Consider the following 15,254-nt stretch of genomic DNA (forward strand, 5'->3'; position numbering starts at 1 on the left):
GCCATTGAGGATGGGATTCGGGTTGACCCGCTGATCGCTCAGCGGCCGAGTACCCCCGCTAGCTGGTCACGCCCGGTGACGCCGAGCTTGATGAACACCCGGTACAAGTGGTTCTCGACGGTGCGCTCGCTCACGACCAGCCGGTCGGCGATCGCCCGGTTGCTGAGTCCGCCCGCGGCCAGCGCGGCGATCTCGCGCTCACGCGGCGACAGTGGGCCGGTCCGGGGGCGAGCCCGGCCGAGCAGCGGGGTCTCGGCCGCGGGCACCTCGGCCTGCAGGGTCGCCGTGAGTTTGTCGGACGCCGTCGCCGCGCGTCCGTCCCCGGCGGCCCGGTGGGCGGCCGCTGCGGCCTCCGCGGCGTACAGCAAGGTGCCGCAGGAGCGGAAGCGCTCGGCGGCGTCCGAGAGCAGTGCCGGATCTCCTGATCGAAGCCCGGCGACCAAGGCGGCGCGGGCGCCGCTGAGGCGTCCGTTCGGGGCCGGGGGATCGGCGTCCGGGGGCAGCAGATCGAGCAGACCGAGGCGTCCAGCCTCGTGCCAGGCCTCGAACCAGCCAGTCCACTGGGACGTGGCCCGGGCGTCCGACAGGGCTCCGGCAAGGGCGGACGCCGCCGCGGCACGGTCGCCGGCCAGGGCGTCCACCCAGGCCTGAGCGAAGGGGAGGTAGCGGTTGCCGATGTAGCCGGGCATGCGTGGGTAGCCGCTGACGCGGACGAGCGCGGCCCGGGCGCCCTCGAGGTCGCCGCGCTGGGCGAGGGTCCGGACGAGTAGCGAGCCGCACCACAGGCTCGACCCCCAGATCCCCAGGTCGACCCAGGCGCGCTCGCCCTCGGCGAGAGTCCGGGCGGCCCAGTCGAGGTCGCCGGACGCCTCTGCGGCCAGCCCGACCAGCATCGTCGCCCACGCGTTGGCCTGCGCGGACGACTCCAGGGGCGCCAGCTCGAACCGCTGCCGCGCCGCATCGCCGGCCTGCGCGACCTCGCCCGCGACCAACTGGGCCATGAGCAGGAGGGCCTGGGGCATCGCGGGATCGCCGACCAGCGCGATGTCGGCCTGCCCAGGGTCGTCGAGATATGCCCGTGCCGTCGCGATGGCCTCGTCCGCGCGGTCGGTGAAGATCAGGGCCGTCGCGGCCGCGACGCATGCCGAATAGCGGACGCCTGGATGCTCATGGCGCAACAGCGGGCGCGCCTCCGCGAGGGCGGACGCCAACTGGCCGCCCAGCACCGCGTGAACGGCCTGGCTGGCGGTCACCAGCGCCTGGCTCTCACCGCCCAGCCTGGACGCCTCCGCCAACGCCTCGGCGCCGGCCGCGAGGTCCCCGGTTCCCCAGACCTCCTCGGCGAGCTTGAGCAGGACGGCCGTCCGTGCCCACGGGTCGGTCAGCTGCGCCTTCACCCTGGTCAGCAGGGCAGCGGCGTGGGCGTGGCGTCCGGTGATGGACGCGCAGTGGGCGGCGAAGATGGCCGCCTCGGCGTGATCGGGGTCCTGGGCGGCGTGATCGGCCAGTTCGACCGCCAGTTCGGTGTCGCCGGACGCGATCGCGCGGCGGGCGGCCGCGACCGCGGCGTCCGGGGTGAGCTTGGCGCCACTCCGCACGCTCCACGCGGCGAAGCGCAGGTGATCGTCCTGGGAGCGTGTCGCAGCCGGGATCGCCCGCTCAAGGGCGTCCGCGAGCTCGCGGAAGATCCGCATCCGGGAGAGCGGTCCGAGCCGCGCCCGGGTCATGTCGCGGTAGAGCGGATGCCCCACGTCGATGGTGAGGCCGGGGGCGTCCGGTCGGGCGATGATGAGGCCGGCGCGCTCGAGGTCCTCGAGGTCGGCGGCTGGGATCAGGGCGTCCAGGACCGGGTGCGGGAGCCGCCCGCCCACGGCAAGGTACTCCAGCGCCCGGTGCTGGTCGCGGCCGAGCGGGGCCAGTCGTGCCAGGACGAGTTCCTCCAACTGCAACGTTCCGACGGGGTCGCCGCGGAAGGCGTAGCCGGACCCGGTGGGCGCGAGAGTCCCCGCGGCCAGCGAGCCCTCGACCAGTTCGCGGGCGTACATCGGGTTGCCCTGGGCCGAGGACGCCAGTCGGGCGCGTGCGGGGGCAGTCAGCGGCGCTCCCAGCGCACGCTCCGTCATCGACACGACCTCTGCCTCGGTCAACGGCGGCACCGTGACCTCGACCGTGCTGAGGCTTCTGCGCAGACGGTCGACCGCACTGGAGGTCGACACCCCGGAGCGGAGCGTGCCCACCAGCCGGGTCTCGCCGTCGGCCAACAGTTGGTGCAGCACGGTGGCGGAGGCGTCGTCCAGACCGTTGATGTCGTCGACCACGAGGAGCGGCGGGGTCGCGGACGTGGCCGAGGAGGCCGGACGACCCAGACCGAGGCTCGCGCGGGCTGCCAGCACCGCGGCGCCGCCCAAGGCGTCCCCGACCAGGGACGCCACCGGCGCCAGCGGGACGGCCGACGCAGACGGGCTGCCGACGATCCGGTGGCGAGGGCCGGGGTAGTCGAGCGCGACGGCGTCCGCGAGGGTCGTCTTCCCCATACCGGCCGGGCCGGTCAGGACGACGTTGCTGCCACCCGCCAGCAGGTCCGCCACGGCGTGGATCAGCGCGTCGCGTCTCATCAGCGGCCACGCGCGCACTGTCATGGCGACGAAATATAGGGCCCCATCGATGGGGGCGGGAAGGTGGGTCCGCCTACACCGGGGCGAGCATCGATTTGAGGACGCCGCCGAGCAGCACCGCACGGTCCGGGCTGCCCTCGGGGCGTCCGTTCAGCAGTCCCGCGATCGCGCCCTGCTCGTAGACGCCCTGCAACACCGCCAGCGCCTGGGGCCCGGGCACCGTCAGCCGGTAGCCGAACTCGGACGCCGTCTGCTTGAGCACCGCGACGAACTCGCTGCTCACCCGGTCGAAGAAGGCCAAGTATCCGGGGCGCAGCGACTCGGAGCGGACCGCGTAGAGGCGCAGCTCGACAGCGGCCAGAATCGACTGGCGGTCGCCGCGCTGGCTGCCGAGGAAGACGCCGATCGCGCGGCCGACGACCTCGTCGAGGTCGACGACATCGGACGCCGACGTCCGGACCGACGCCACCGCTTCCTGGGTGGCGGCTAGGTGTCCGGCCGCGAGGTGGTCGAGGATCGCCAGGCAGAGGGCGTCCTTGGAGTCGAAGTTCGAGTAGAACGCGCCGCGCGTGAAGCCGGCGGCCTCGCAGATCTCCTCGACGGACGCCCCCAGCACGCCCTTCTCGGCGAAAACGGCGATGGCGGCGTCCACGAGCTTTTCGCGCGTGTGGACGCGTCGCGCGCTGACCGCCTCGCTCATCCCGCCTCCCGGAACCCTTGGATACACCTGCGTATCGCATACACTACCGTATCGGATTCAGTTGTGTATCTAATGTGGCGCAGGCCGCACCGAAGATCCACCGAGGAGGCGCCGGGTGTCGTCGACGTTGTACCGCATGGCCCGCGCCTGCTTCCACGCGCGCAAACGGGTGCTCGCAGCCTGGATCGCGTTCACGGTGCTGCTCGGCATCTTGACCGTCACGGCGCGGGGGACGTTCGACGACGGCTTCCGCATCCCCGGCGCCAACTCCCAGGTCGCGCTCGACCAGCTCAAGATGACCTTCCCCGAGGCGGCGGACTCGTCCGCGACGCTGCTCGTCATCGCCCCGGCCGGCCTGTCGATCCAGAATCCGGCGATCAAGACCGCTGTGGACGACGAGCTGAAGAAGATCGAGCAGATCCCCTGGGTCAAAGGCACCACGTCGCCGTACAACGAGTACGTCAAAGGCATGGTCAGCGACGACGACCAGGCCGGCTACGCGCGCATCCGGGTGACCGGGTCGGTGTCGACGTTCACCGAGGCCCAGCGCGAGATCCTCACCGAGCACGCGACGACGCTGCAGGCGGCCATTCCCGGCAGTCAGGTGCACATGGGCGGCGAGGTCTATTCGGTGACGATGCCGCACGTCTCGGCGGTGGAGGCGATCGGCCTTGTGGTGGCCCTGATCGTGCTCGTGGTGACGCTCGGTTCGCTGTTGGCGTCATCGATCCCGCTGATCGCGGCGCTGGCGGGCGCCGGGCAGTCGATCATGCTGATCCTGATCTTCGCGGGGCTGATCCCGATCAACTCCACCTCGATGATGCTCGCGCTGATGCTGGCCCTCGCGGTCGGCATCGACTACTCGCTCTTCATCGTGTCGCGGCACCGCGATCAGCTGGCCGGCGGGCTCGACGTCGAGGAGTCGGCCGCCCGCGCCACCGCGACCGCCGGCTCAGCCGTGGTGTTCGCCGGGCTGACGGTCATCATCGCCCTGGTCGGACTCTCGGTCGCCGGCATCCCGTTCCTCTCGACGATGGGCATCTTCGCCGCGGTCTCGGTGGCCATCGAGGTCGCCTTGGCGCTGACCCTGCTGCCCGCGATGCTGGGCTTCTTCGGTGAACGGCTCCGGCCTCAGCCCGCCACGCGCGCCAAGAAGGTGGGCGGCTTCAACGCCTCGCGTTGGTGGGTCGGGGTCGTCACCAAGTACCCGATCATCACGATCGTCCTCGTGGTCGCGGCGCTCGGTGCGCTGTCCGTCCCGGCCAAGGACCTGTGGATGGCGCTGCCCAACTCCGGACGCTCGCACCCCGGCGCCGCCGACCGCGTCACGTTCGACCAGATCAGCGAGCACTACGGCGTCGGCGCCAACGGCACGCTCGTGATCACCGCGCAGATCGTCGAGTCGACCGATCCGCTCAAGATCACCGACGGGCTGAAGGCCGACATCGAGTCGATGCCGGGGGTGAAGCTCGTCGCGGCGTCCGTGCCGAACCGCAACGCTGACACCGCGATGGTGCAGGTCATCCCGACCACGGGCCCGGACGACCCCGCCACGTCCACCCTGGTCAAGGCGCTGCGCGACCGCGAGCCCGAATGGCGGGCCAAGTACGGCGTCTCGACGGCGGTCACCGGCTTCACCGCCATCGCGATCGACGTCTCCGATCGGCTCGCCGGCGCGCTGCTCCCCTTCGGCCTCTTCGTCGTCGGGCTGTCGCTGGTGCTGCTCACGGTGGTGTTCCGCTCGATCTGGGTGCCGGTCAAGGCTGCCCTCGGGTACCTGCTCAGCGTGGGGGCCGCGTTCGGCGCGACCACGCTGGTCTTCAACAAGGGCCTCTTCAAAGAGGTGATCAACCTGCCCGAAGCCGTGCCCGTCATCAGCTTCCTGCCGATCGTCTTGATGGGCATCCTGTTCGGCCTGGCCATGGACTACGAGGTCTTCCTCACCTCCCGCATGCGCGAGGAGTTCGTGCACGGCAACACCGAAACCGCCGTCGAGGAGGGCTTCGTCCACTCGGCCAAGGTCGTCGTCGCGGCGGGCCTGATCATGTTTGCCGTGTTTGCCTTCTTCGTGCCGGCGGGCGAGGGCGTCATCAAACCCATCGCGTTCGGCCTGGCGATCGGCATCGCCATCGATGCGTTCGTCGTGCGCATGACGCTCGGTCCGGCGGTCATGAAGTTGCTCGGACGCCGCGCCTGGTGGCTGCCCGCCTGGCTGGACGCGCGCCTCCCCGTCATGGACATCGAGGGCGAGGCCCTCGCCCATCAGCTGTCGTTGGCCGACTGGCCCGTCCCGGACGCCCCGGGCATCGTCTACACCGAGGGTCTGGCCGCCGCTCATGGTGCCAAGACGCTGTTCTCCGACGTCGATCTGGAACTCCTGCCGGGCAACGTCGTCGTCGTCACGGGACCCGAGCCCGCCCGCAAGGCTCTGCTGCTCGCCCTGTCCGGACGCCTCGTCCCGACGTCCGGCCGCGCCAAGGTCCTCGGCTACGTCATCCCCCAGCAGAACTCCGACATCCGCAACCACACGACCTTCGTCGACGGCGCGGACGCCTCGTCCCTGGCTCATCTCGGACGCCTCCGCGGCGAGTTCGTCGTGGTCGAGCACGCCGACCGACTCGAAGGCGCGTCGCGCGCCCAGCTCGCGGCGCTGGCGTCCGATCGCGGACGCCGCACGCTCGTCCTGAGCGCGGCGAAGGCCGAGAACCTGGCCGACATCGTGACCGCCGGCGACGGCGTCCAGGTGCTCGAACTGCCGGACGCCGCCCCCGCGGAGAGCTCGCGTCCGGCCAAGCGCGGGATTCCCCAGGACGCGGACGTCCAAGCGCCGCTGACCGTCGACCCGCCGGACGAGCCCTACACCCCCATCGCGGACCTCATGCTCGAAGGAGCGAAGAAATGAACGTCGCCACTTTCAACGGACGCCGGCTGGACTGGCGCGGGTTGCTGGCGCTGATCCTGGTGCCGCTGCTGGTGGCCGGCACGGTGCTGGCCGGGGTGTGGCGGTTCGACTCGAACCTGCGCCGCGTCCAGGCCGCGGTGGTCAACCACGACGTGATGGTCGAGCTGAACGGCCAGAAGGTGCCGCTCGGACGGCAACTGTCGGCGGCGCTGGTCGACTCCAAGCGTGAGCAGAACTTCACGTGGGTCCTCGCGGACGACGCCCACGCGCGGGACGGGCTCGCGTCCGGGGCGTTCGCGGCGGTCGTGACGATCCCGGAGAACTTCTCGGCTGCCGCCACCTCGTACGCCGGCAGCGCGGGCGAGGCGAAGCAGGCCACCATCACGATCGAGACGTCGCCGGTGGCGGGCATCGCCGAGACGGCGCTTGGCCAGTCGGTGGCGGACGCAGCGGCGCAGTCGCTGAACACCTCGCTGACCAGCCTGTACCTGGAGAACGTCTACCTCGGCTTCAACAAGATGGGGGCCCAGTTCGTCACCGTCGCGGACGGCGCGCGCCAGCTCGCTGACGGGTCCGCCAAGCTGACCGACGGGCTCGGCCAGGCGTCCTCGGGTGCGGACCAGCTGGCGGACGGGCTCGGGCAGGCGTCCGCGGGCGGGCAGAAGCTGTCGGCCGGCGGCAAGCAGCTCTCGTCGGGCGGCACGCAGCTGGCGTCCGGGGCGAAGCAGCTAGCCGACGGCCTGGCGCTGATGGCCGCCAAGACCAAGCCGATGCCGGGCCAGGTCGCCCAGCTGGCGTCCGGCACCAAGGCGTACAGCGACGGCGTCACGCAGTACGTCGACGGCACGAGCACGCTGATCCAGCCGCTGTACGACATCGTGAAGCAGCTGCCGGACCTGTCGGCCCTCTTCGCCCAGATCGACACCGTGATGGCCGACTTCCCGGCGCAGGCGGCATCCATCAACACCTCGGTGAAGGCGCTCGTCGCCCAACTCGACCCCCTGCTGACGAACGCTCAGGCGACCCGGACGCAGGTCCAGGCCATGATCGACCAGTACTCGACCGCGCGCGCCCAGCTGTCGGCCGTCGCGAACGGCACCGCGCCGGTGCCGTGCCCGGCCGCCCTGCAGGCCACGCCGGGCGCGTGCGACGCGTATGTCCAGGGCGTCCGGGACTCGGCGAAGGCCAGCCTGGCGTCCATGCCGGCGCCGAACACGTCCACGCTGGACGCCACGCTGGCCCAGCTGGACGCCTCGCGCGATCAGCTGAAGGCCGCGGCGGCGTCCGCGGTGAAGGCCACCGAGTACCTGGACGCCAACTCGACGACGATCCAGGCCCAGTGGAAGGCGTTGCGGGGACAGATCCCGGCCAACCAGACGCCGAACGAGTTCCTCATCAAGAACCTGGGCCTGCTGCTGGACGGCGGCGCCCAACTCAAGGCCAACGGGCCCAAGCTGGCCGACGGCGTCCAGCAGCTCTCCGACGGCGTGCCGGCGCTGGTGGACGGCATCCAGCAGTCCGCGGACGGGGCCGCCAAGCTGAGCGGCGGCGTCTCGCAGTACACGTCCGGGGTGTCGGCGTACACGGCCGGGGTGACGCAGTTCGCGGACGGTGTCTCGCAGGCGCACACCGGGTCGGTCGCGCTGGCGTCCGGGCTGACGGACGCGCACGCGGGCTCGGTGAAGCTCACGGACGGCATGACCAAGCTGGCGGACGGGCTCGCCGAGGGCGCCAAGCAGATCCCCAGCTACACCGACGCCGAGCGGGTCAACCTCGGCAAGGTCGTGGCCTCCCCGATCTCGACGACCGGACTCGACGGGCTCGTGACGCCGATGGCCGCCGCGGCGTCCCTGCTGCTGGTGTTGGCGCTGTGGCTAGGCGCGTTGGCGACGTACGTGCTCATCAAGCCGGTGGACCCGCGCAACGCCGCGTCCAGCTCGACGACCACGCATCTGGTGCTGCGCGCGCTGCTGCCGGGCGCCGGGGTGGCGGCCGTGCAGGCCGTGCTGCTCGGCGCGTTGGGGGCTGGCTTCCTCGGGCTGAGCGTGCCCCGCGGGCTCGGGCTGGTCGGCGTCCTGCTGGTGGCCGGGCTGGCCTTCGCGGCCGTCAACCACGCACTGGCCGCCTGGGCGGGGGTGTGGGGACGCCTCGCGTCCGGCGCGATGCTGCTGGTCACGACCGTCACGGCGCTCACCTACTCGGCGCCGGGCATCTTCGGAGCGTTGCGTCCGCTGTCGCCCATGTCGCCCGGGCTGGACGCCGCCCGCGCGGTCATCACCTGGCACTCGGTGGCGTTGCCGGTCGTGGTCTTGCTCGGCTGGCTGGCCGTGGGCGTCATCGCCGGTGCCTACCGGATCGTCCGGTCGCGGACGGTGCCGGTGAAGGCGTTGGCGCTCGCCGCCGCGTAGTCGGCGTCAGTAGCAGACGCTCAGCGCGAAGCCGTCGACGAGCAGGGTGACGGTCGCGTCGGCGTCCAGGACATCGATGCCGCGCACGAGTTCGCGCCCGCCGGCGCCGGACCGCTTGGCGTGCGCCTCCTTGCGGGTCCACAGTTCGGCGAACCGCTGTTCGGTGAGGGTGGGATCGGCGTCCAGGTAGGCCTGCTCGCGGGCAGAGAACAGCCGCGCAACGATGCGTGGGTCGTGGCGTCCGACGCGTTCGACGTCCACCCCCAGCGGCCGGTCGCCGACGGCGACCGCGACGGCTCCTGCGGTGTGCGACAGGCTGAGATGCAGGTCGGGACGGTCGACGAAGAGCGGACGCCCCTGCGGCTCGTGCCCGATCTTCAGGTCGGTAGGGACGCCGCTCGGCCACGGCCAGGGCGACCCGGGTCCGACCTCCGGCCCCTGCGACACACCCAACCGGAAGGGCAGGCCCTCGTACCCACGCTGCGCAACCCCGTTGAGTTCGAACACCCGGCTCAGACGCTGCGAGCCAGATGGCCACCGTCGACCACGAGCGTTTGGCCCGTGATCCACCGGGACGCCTCCCCGAGCAGGAACTCGATCGGCTCCGCGACATCGGCCGGGCTCCCGAGGCCCAAGGGGTAGGACGCCTCGAGCGCCGCCCGCTGCTCCTCGCCGAGGCGGTCGACGAAGCCGGCCGACATGGCGGTGAGGACCACCCCTGGCGTGACCACGTTCAGCCGGATGCCTTTGGGTGCCAGTTCGGACGCCGCGGGCCGCAAGAAGCCCTCGATGGCGCCCTTGGCGGCGGCGTAGGCGGTGTGACCGCCCGCGCCCTCATGGGCGGCCAGCGACGAGACGAGCACGATCGAACAGCCGGGTGCCGCGTTGCCCTTCTTGGCCAGCAGGCCCACGAGAGTCATGGGCACGAGCCCGTGGATGTGGAACAGCGCCGCGGCGTCCGCCGGCTTCGCCAGATAGAGCGGGGCCAGCTTGTCGTGCCCCGCGAGGTGGACGAGCCCGCCGAGAGGTCCGTGCTCGGCGACGAGGCGCTTCACCAGTCCGGGCAACTCGGACGCGTCGGCGAGATCATCGACGACGCACGTGACGGCGTCCGACAGATCGGCGAAGGCGTCCAGACGCTCGGCGGACCGGCCTTGGGCCAGCACGGGGACGCCGCGGGCGGCGAGGCGCCGGACGAGTTCTGTGCCGATGCCGCCGGCCGCCCCCGTCACCAGGATCGGCGCCGCGGGCGTCATTCTGCCGGGCTCCCGACGGCCTTGTAGAGATCGCCGACGGTCTCGCAGGCGAGGAACTCGGGGACGCCCATGTTGACGTCGTACTCGTCGTCGAGCATGCACAGGATGGAGAAGCCGCGCATCGAGTCCCAGTCGGGAATGTCCGTGCGGAAGTCGGTCGTTAGCGAGAGTTCGGACTCGTCGACCTCCAGAATCTCGGCCAGGAGGGCGTAGAAGCGGTTCATCGTGGTTCTCCATCGGTTTCGGGGCGTTCGACCAGTTCGATCAGCCCAACGTGTCTGTTGTAGAGGAAGGCGACGTCCGAGCCCTCCAGGGCGGGGGCGGCCTCGGCCGGGATGAGCGTGCGCCAGCCGTGCTTTCGCAGTTCGACGAGGCTGGCGGCCAGATCCGGGGTTTCGTAGCAGAGGTGGTACGCGGACGGACCGTTCTTGGCCAGCACGGAGCTGACCGGCGAGTCCTCGGCCAGCGGGGAGATGATCTCGACCAGCTCGGTGCCGTTGCGGGCGAACGAAATGCACACGCGCCGGGCGGTGTCGTCCGTGCGCGGACCGATCGTGTAGCCGAGCGCGATGAAGCCCTGCTCCGCGCGGTCGTGGTTTTCGACGGCGTAGCCGACGTGGTGAACCTTCATGAAGCCACCCAGACGACGTCGTTGAGGAGGCGCCGCTCGGGCGCCTGGGCGCCGATCGTGCGCCGGTAGTCGATCCGACCGTCGGCCGCGGCGTCCCCGACCCGGTCGAAGCCCAGCCGGTCGAGCAGCCCGCTGACGGGCGAGTTTCGCGCCGTCGGAACGTACGCGCCGACGATGTCGGAGACGCCCTGGGCGGCGAGCCGCTCCTCGACGGCGGCCAGGACGGCGTCCTCGATGTGGCGGCCCATGACGCGGCAACTCATCAGCAGGTTGTCGATCGTGGCGGTGCGCCCGGCGACGGTGAGCATGAGGACGAACACGAGCCCGTAGTCTCCGTAGCGGTCGGTGACCTCGGCCACGTAGACCGCTGACCCCGGCTTGGCGCGGTAGGCGGCGAGCTCCTCGTCGCTGAACGTCCGAGTCAACAGGTTGAACTGGTTGGTCTTGCCTGTCAGCTGGGCGACCCGGGCGGCGTTGGCGTCGCGCGCCTCGCCCACCGTGATCGTGATGCCCAGCGAGCGGATGTAGTCGTCGATGGACGCCGACGCGGCCTTCGCGACCTGTCTCTTCTCCTCGGCCTGGTACTGGGCTGTCTTGGCGGCGTCCTCCTGAGTCAGCCGCTGGGTGAAGAAGTGGTCGTCGAACAGGGCCGACACCACCTTCGGCAACTGCGTGACGTCGGCGGGAAACTCGGCGACGGTCACGTCCGGCAACTCGAGGCGCACGGACTCGCGCTCCACGGGGTTGTCGTCGAGGAAGACGAACGAGTCGAGCCCCAGGTTAAGTCGCGTGGCCAGCTCGGCGATGTTGCGGGACTTCGGCTCCCAGTTGGCCATGATCGCGACGAAGTCGTCCTCGCGCAGTGCCATCTGCGGGTGATCGCGCAGCACGGCGCGGACCAGGTCCTCGTCGTTCTTGCTAGCGATGGCGAGGAGGACGCCGGTCGCCGCGATCTCCTTGAGCCGCAGCTGGGCGTCGCGGTAGACCGCGCCCGTCAGGCTCCGGGACAAGACGATGCCGTCGGCCCCGTCCTCGCCGAGGACGCCGCCCCACAGCGTGTTGTCGAGGTCGACCACGAGGACCTTCTTGCGCTTGGCCTGCGTCCGGACGACCCGGTCGGTGAGCGCCCGGGCCACGAGGCGCGTCCCCTTGAGGCTGTACGGTGCAGAGCCGAGGTACCACATCTTGTCGTCATAGATCAGCTTGCGTCCGTGCTCGGCGATGACGCTGGCCAGGTCGAACAAGTGCAAGTTGGGGTGCGCAGCCATCCGTTCGGCCAGCCCCTCGCACCAGCGCGCGCTGAGGGCGACGCCGGACGGTGCGGCGTCCGCGGGTGCAACCCACACGGGCTTGAAGTCCAGCGTCGAGACGTAGACCGCAGAAGCCGGGAAGTTCTGGGCGAGCATCGCCACCTGGTCCAATGCGAGGGTCAGTTCGGCGTCCGCATCGGAGCCCTCGATGAGGGCGGAGCCGTCCAGCAGAACAGCGATGGCCTCGGGCGCAAACGCGACCAGGTCGGTCGAGGGGGCGATGCACTCGCGCACCCACTGGTTGTAGCCGTCCGGAACGAACAGTGAGAAGTGATCTTCCAACTCGGCCGCCAAGAAACTGACGGTCACGTTGGACAGCAACGCCAATCGCATGGGCAAGCTCAGGCGACGTAGGCGAAAAAGTCGGCCAGCGTCTTGATGTCGGGAACCTCGTCGATCGGGATCTCGACGTCGTACTCGTCCTCGATCTCGCCGAGCAGGCGCAGGTGCATGAGCGAGTCCCACTGCGGAATCGAGCCGTAGGCCGTCTCGCCGGACAACTGCGACGGATCGACCTTCATGATCTTCGCGACGAACGAGAGAAACTCATCCATGGTCGGCAACCTCTCCATATTCGATGACCTGATAGACGCTGTCGCCGGGCAGGCGTAGCACGCCCACGCTGATCGACAGGCCGCCGCCGAACCCGGCGATCAAGGTCCGTCCGGCCTCGGCGGCGTGCGTTGATTGGTGATGGGCGATCGTCAGCGGAATGGACGCCGACGCCGGATTTCCGAACAGATGCCCCGACTTCCACGTCATGGCGTCGGCGATGCGCAGCTTCTTCGCCAGCTGACCGATCATGTAGATGTTCGCCTGGTGCGGGACGAAGGCGTCCAGGCTGTCGGGCTCGATTGCCTCGACGGTCATGAACTCCTTGATGAACTTGGACGCCGTCAGCGCAACGAACCGGAAGATCGCGAACCCGTCCATGAAGATGTCGACGTCGCGCCGGCTCGAGCCGTCTTCGTAGGTGATCGGTTCCAGGTCTTCGGGACGCGTCGGACGACGGGTGCCACCGGCGGGCACGAACAGCGCCTCGCGCTGGCTGCCGTCGGTGTAGAACGCGAAGTCCCACGGCTCGGCGGATTCGTCGCCGACGATGAGGGACGCGGTGCCGACGTCTGCCATGACCGGGACGGTCGCCTTGTCGGTGTCCGAGACGTAGGCCGATTGGACGTCGCCGTCCAGGACAAGCACCTTCTTGTTGGTCGCCCTCGCGAGCGTGGCGCCGAGGTACAGCCCGTAGCCGTAGCCGGAGCAGGCCATCGAGACGTCGAACGCCATGACGTCGGTCGGCAGGCCGAGGCGATGCTGGGCCGAGGGTGCGTCCGAGGGCATGAGGTACTCGGGGGTGAAGGTGACGCACACGACGGCGCCGATTTCCTCGGGCGCGGTGCCGGTGGCGTCCAGCAGACAGCGGGCCGCGGCGACGTTGAGGTCCAGGGCCGTCGTGCCGGGTGCTGCGATGGCACGCTTCTCGATGCCGGTCGCCTTGATGAGGGTCTCGACGCTGTCACCGAACAACTCTTCGCATGCGACCCGGTTGTCGAGCAGCTGCTCCGGCAGGCATGCCACGACCCCTGCCAGGCGCACCCCGGAGACTGAAACCTTGTGCATCGTCCGCCTCCTACAGCGCCAGCGAGCGGGCGGGGTTACCGAAGACGCGCTTGCCGCTCTTCACCCCGGAAACCACGACGGCGCCGATGCCGACCAGAGCGTCGTCGCCGACTTTCAGCCCCGGCGCGATCGAGGCGTGGCTGCCCAACAGGACGCGCTCACCCAGCCGCACATTGCCGGTCACGTCGCAAAAACTCGACAAGACGGACGCCCTCCCGACGACGGCGTCGTGGCCGATCGCCGTGTGCAGATTAACGTGCACGTGATCGTCGATGGCGGCATTGTCGGAAACGACGGAGAACGGAGAAAGCGAGATTCCAGTGCCCAGGCGCGCATTCGTCGCGAGGATGACCGTCGGATGAATAAGGTTGATGAACTGAGCTCCGCGAGCCGTATAGGAATCGGCCAGTTTCGCGCGCACCTGCGGATTTCCCACGGCAATAACGAAGCGCTCGTCTTCCGCGGGTTGCCAGGCGGAGATCGAACCGAGCAGGGGCCACGCGGTCGACGTGCCTACCAAGGCAGACTCGTTGTCATCCAGGAAGCCTGCGATGGTGAACGACGCCGTTCCGGCGGCGATCATTGCCTGCGCGATTTGTGCACATTCTCGGCCATTGCCGCCGCCGCCCACGATAATGAGGCGATATTTCGTTTCCGTCGCTGACGTCAAAATAGGTCCCTTGGCTTGATTTGGCGCGAAATCAAGTCAAAGGTTACTGACTGCGCTGGGGGCCTGACAAGCTGAGTCGGTGCCTGCCGCGCTTCGTTCGGGCCTCTCGGGGGACCCCGCCACAGGGACTCAGCTCGAGGCGTCCTCGGACGGAGGCTCCTCGGTGCCGGCGGTCAGCGCCTCCTTGGACGCCGCGGCGCGCAGCGCCACGGCGCGGTGGAAGTCAGCCTGGGTGGGCATGCCGTAGGCGCGGGCCGTGGTGTCATGCAGCTCGACGACGTAGCGGTACATCCGCTCGGAGAAGTCGGCGATCGTCTCGCCACCGCGGGCCCGCTGCGGGTTGCCGAACACGACGTGCACGTCGGGGCGTCCGGGCACCGGAAGCTTCGCGCCGTAGGGCATCGCGGCGTAGGCGCCCACGAGTGCGATCGGCAGGATGGGCACCTGGTGCTTGATCGACAGCCCCGCCGGACCGGCCTTGAACTTGGCCATCGCGCCCGTCCGCGACCGGGTGCCCTCGGGGAAGATCAGCAGCGGGATGCCCTCGTCCAGCAGCTTCCCGGACATGCCGCGGTGCGCCCGCATCCCGCCGCGATCGACGGGGAAGGCGTTGTAGAACAGCCGCGTCCCGAAGGCGCGCAGCTTGTGGTTGAAGAAGTAGTCGGCCGCGGCGCCGGCCGACAGGTTGCGCGACAGCCGTCGCGGCAGGGCCCCGAAGATCAGGTTGGCGTCCAAGTGCGAGGAGTGGTTCGCGATCACCACGAACGGCGCCGACAGGTTGTCGAGGTGCTGCAGCCCATGCACGTGCACGTTCAGGGCCGACCAGACGTACGGCTTCATGATCAGCTGCTGCGCCACAAACCGGGAGGCGGCGGGGACAGCGGCCGAGTACTTGCCGAGGTCGTCGCTCACCGTGCTAGCTCCTAGATCGTGGGTCGTCCCATTGTGGGGCACCGGGCGCCCGTCGCCTAGTTCCCTCGTTTCGTGAGAATCGAGGACGCCTCGCGTCACGTCGTGGCAGTCCGCTGACAATGAACGGATCGGTCGGGTGGGCGCCCCCGGCGAGGTCACCCAGATCGAGCCACTGCCGCGTCACGGGAGTCCCGCGTCTCATTCCCAACTTGTCCGGGGTGCGCCACGTC

The 15,254-nt window shown here is 69.9% G+C and carries 13 protein-coding genes; 2 read left to right on the forward strand and 11 right to left on the reverse strand.

What is annotated here, in order from left to right; all coding sequences use genetic code 11:
* Positions 1–38 precede the first annotated feature (38 nt).
* Together FN821_RS14835 and FN821_RS00580 are read right to left on the reverse strand one after the other, a co-directional pair.
* Positions 39–2,639 carry a LuxR C-terminal-related transcriptional regulator gene (locus FN821_RS14835; protein WP_131170613.1) on the reverse strand — a complete coding sequence of 867 codons (2,601 nt, stop codon included), beginning with the start codon at positions 2,637–2,639 and terminating at the stop codon, positions 39–41.
* Between the two features lie 49 nt (positions 2,640–2,688).
* Positions 2,689–3,315, reverse strand: a complete 627-nt coding sequence (locus tag FN821_RS00580) for a TetR/AcrR family transcriptional regulator (protein ID WP_131170614.1) — start codon at positions 3,313–3,315, stop codon at positions 2,689–2,691.
* Between the two features lie 115 nt (positions 3,316–3,430).
* On the opposite strand from FN821_RS00580, the gene FN821_RS00585 reads away from it, so the two are divergent.
* The gene (locus tag FN821_RS00585; RefSeq protein ID WP_131170615.1) at positions 3,431–6,217 is read left to right on the forward strand and encodes an MMPL family transporter; all 2,787 of its coding nucleotides are present in this window, start codon (positions 3,431–3,433) and stop codon (positions 6,215–6,217) included.
* Positions 6,214–8,625, forward strand: coding sequence for a YhgE/Pip domain-containing protein (locus FN821_RS00590; protein WP_131170616.1), 2,412 nt, complete (start codon positions 6,214–6,216; stop codon positions 8,623–8,625). Before FN821_RS00585 ends, FN821_RS00590 begins: the two co-directional genes overlap by 4 nt.
* A 6-nt stretch (positions 8,626–8,631) precedes the next feature.
* On the opposite strand, the gene FN821_RS00595 is transcribed toward FN821_RS00590, so the two are convergent.
* From FN821_RS00595 to FN821_RS00635, 9 genes are all read right to left on the reverse strand, one after another.
* Entirely contained in the window at positions 8,632–9,132 is a 501-nt protein-coding gene (locus FN821_RS00595; protein ID WP_180319723.1) for a 4'-phosphopantetheinyl transferase family protein, read from the reverse strand.
* A 5-nt stretch (positions 9,133–9,137) separates the two neighbouring features.
* Complete coding sequence (locus FN821_RS00600; RefSeq protein ID WP_131170618.1) at positions 9,138–9,881, reverse strand: SDR family NAD(P)-dependent oxidoreductase; 744 nt, start codon at positions 9,879–9,881, stop codon at positions 9,138–9,140.
* A complete protein-coding gene (locus FN821_RS00605) occupies positions 9,878–10,105 on the reverse strand; it encodes an acyl carrier protein (protein WP_131170619.1) in 228 nt (75 codons plus the stop codon). The genes FN821_RS00600 and FN821_RS00605 overlap by 4 nt, the downstream gene beginning before the upstream one ends.
* Entirely contained in the window at positions 10,102–10,512 is a 411-nt protein-coding gene (locus tag FN821_RS00610; RefSeq protein ID WP_131170620.1) for a VOC family protein, read from the reverse strand. Before FN821_RS00610 ends, FN821_RS00605 begins: the two co-directional genes overlap by 4 nt.
* Entirely contained in the window at positions 10,509–12,131 is a 1,623-nt protein-coding gene (locus FN821_RS00615; RefSeq protein ID WP_165489171.1) for an HAD-IIIC family phosphatase, read from the reverse strand. The genes FN821_RS00610 and FN821_RS00615 overlap by 4 nt, the downstream gene beginning before the upstream one ends.
* Positions 12,132–12,163: 32 nt before the next feature.
* Entirely contained in the window at positions 12,164–12,376 is a 213-nt protein-coding gene (locus FN821_RS00620) for an acyl carrier protein (RefSeq protein WP_165489172.1), read from the reverse strand.
* Positions 12,369–13,442, reverse strand: a complete 1,074-nt coding sequence (locus FN821_RS00625; RefSeq protein WP_131170623.1) for a 3-oxoacyl-ACP synthase III family protein — start codon at positions 13,440–13,442, stop codon at positions 12,369–12,371. The genes FN821_RS00620 and FN821_RS00625 overlap by 8 nt, the downstream gene beginning before the upstream one ends.
* A 10-nt stretch (positions 13,443–13,452) precedes the next feature.
* On the reverse strand, positions 13,453–14,112 hold the full coding sequence (locus FN821_RS00630) for a NeuD/PglB/VioB family sugar acetyltransferase (protein ID WP_165489173.1): 660 nt from the start codon (positions 14,110–14,112) through the stop codon (positions 13,453–13,455).
* A 129-nt stretch (positions 14,113–14,241) separates the two neighbouring features.
* Positions 14,242–15,024, reverse strand: coding sequence for a lysophospholipid acyltransferase family protein (locus tag FN821_RS00635; protein WP_241660036.1), 783 nt, complete (start codon positions 15,022–15,024; stop codon positions 14,242–14,244).
* Positions 15,025–15,254 lie beyond the last annotated feature (230 nt).

This window comes from Propioniciclava tarda, from assembly GCF_900182665.1.
In the GTDB taxonomy this organism is placed as follows: Bacteria; Actinomycetota; Actinomycetes; order Propionibacteriales; family Propionibacteriaceae; genus Propioniciclava; species Propioniciclava tarda.

Excerpts from the sequence above, each read along its gene's own strand:
- FN821_RS00620 (WP_165489172.1), bottom strand. The coding sequence starts at position 12,376 with ATGGATGAGTTTCTCTCGTTCGTCGCGAAGATCATGAAGGTCGATCCG.
- FN821_RS00590 (WP_131170616.1), top strand. The coding sequence starts at position 6,214 with ATGAACGTCGCCACTTTCAACGGACGCCGGCTGGACTGGCGCGGGTTG.
- FN821_RS00580 (WP_131170614.1), bottom strand. The coding sequence starts at position 3,315 with ATGAGCGAGGCGGTCAGCGCGCGACGCGTCCACACGCGCGAAAAGCTC.
- FN821_RS00625 (WP_131170623.1), bottom strand. The coding sequence starts at position 13,442 with ATGCACAAGGTTTCAGTCTCCGGGGTGCGCCTGGCAGGGGTCGTGGCA.
- FN821_RS14835 (WP_131170613.1), bottom strand. The coding sequence starts at position 2,639 with ATGACAGTGCGCGCGTGGCCGCTGATGAGACGCGACGCGCTGATCCAC.
- FN821_RS00610 (WP_131170620.1), bottom strand. The coding sequence starts at position 10,512 with ATGAAGGTTCACCACGTCGGCTACGCCGTCGAAAACCACGACCGCGCG.
- FN821_RS00600 (WP_131170618.1), bottom strand. The coding sequence starts at position 9,881 with ATGACGCCCGCGGCGCCGATCCTGGTGACGGGGGCGGCCGGCGGCATC.
- FN821_RS00605 (WP_131170619.1), bottom strand. The coding sequence starts at position 10,105 with ATGAACCGCTTCTACGCCCTCCTGGCCGAGATTCTGGAGGTCGACGAG.